Raw genomic sequence first — 512 nt, 5'->3', positions numbered from 1 at the left:
GTGGAAGAGCTCGTCGGCCATGCGGCGGGCCGGTAGCAGGAGGAACCGGGCCAGGTCGAGGGTGGCGCGCGGCCCGAGCGTCCGTAGCAGTCGGGCGGGTCCGCCGATCGGGGGGAACGGGGTGAACAGCGCGTCGATCAGGTGGGGTTTGAGCTGGTGCCACTGCTCGACCAGGCGCAGCCAGCTCGCCCCGTCGCGGGGGTCGGCCTGGGCGAGGTGGGCTGCGGTGCGGGTGGGCTCGCGATGCAGCAGGGCGGCGTGCTCGGCGCTGGGTGACGCGGGGTGGGCGAGGACGGTCGGGGCGTGGGTCCAGCGCAGTCCGTGGTTCTCCAGTTCGAGAGCGCCGATCACCGGGGAGATGGCGCTCATCGGATAGAACGCGCTGAACAGGTCCGAGACGAACCCGGGGAACAGCTCGGCCGAGCGGACCGCCCCACCGAGGTCGGATTGGGCTTCGAGCAGCACCACGTCCCATCCGGCGTCGGCGAGGATCGTGGCGGCGACCAGCCCGT

General features: G+C 72.7%; 1 protein-coding gene. It reads right to left on the bottom strand.

Annotated features, from left to right (window positions below; all coding sequences use genetic code 11):
- The coding region (locus ACFPFQ_RS48405; RefSeq protein ID WP_379630090.1) for a phytoene desaturase family protein at window positions 1-512 on the bottom strand (512 nt) is incomplete at both ends.

This window comes from Pseudonocardia sp. GCM10023141 (assembly GCF_042653605.1).
The sequence above is the reverse complement of the archived record's forward strand: the minus strand, read 5'-3'. Positions and strand labels throughout refer to the sequence as shown.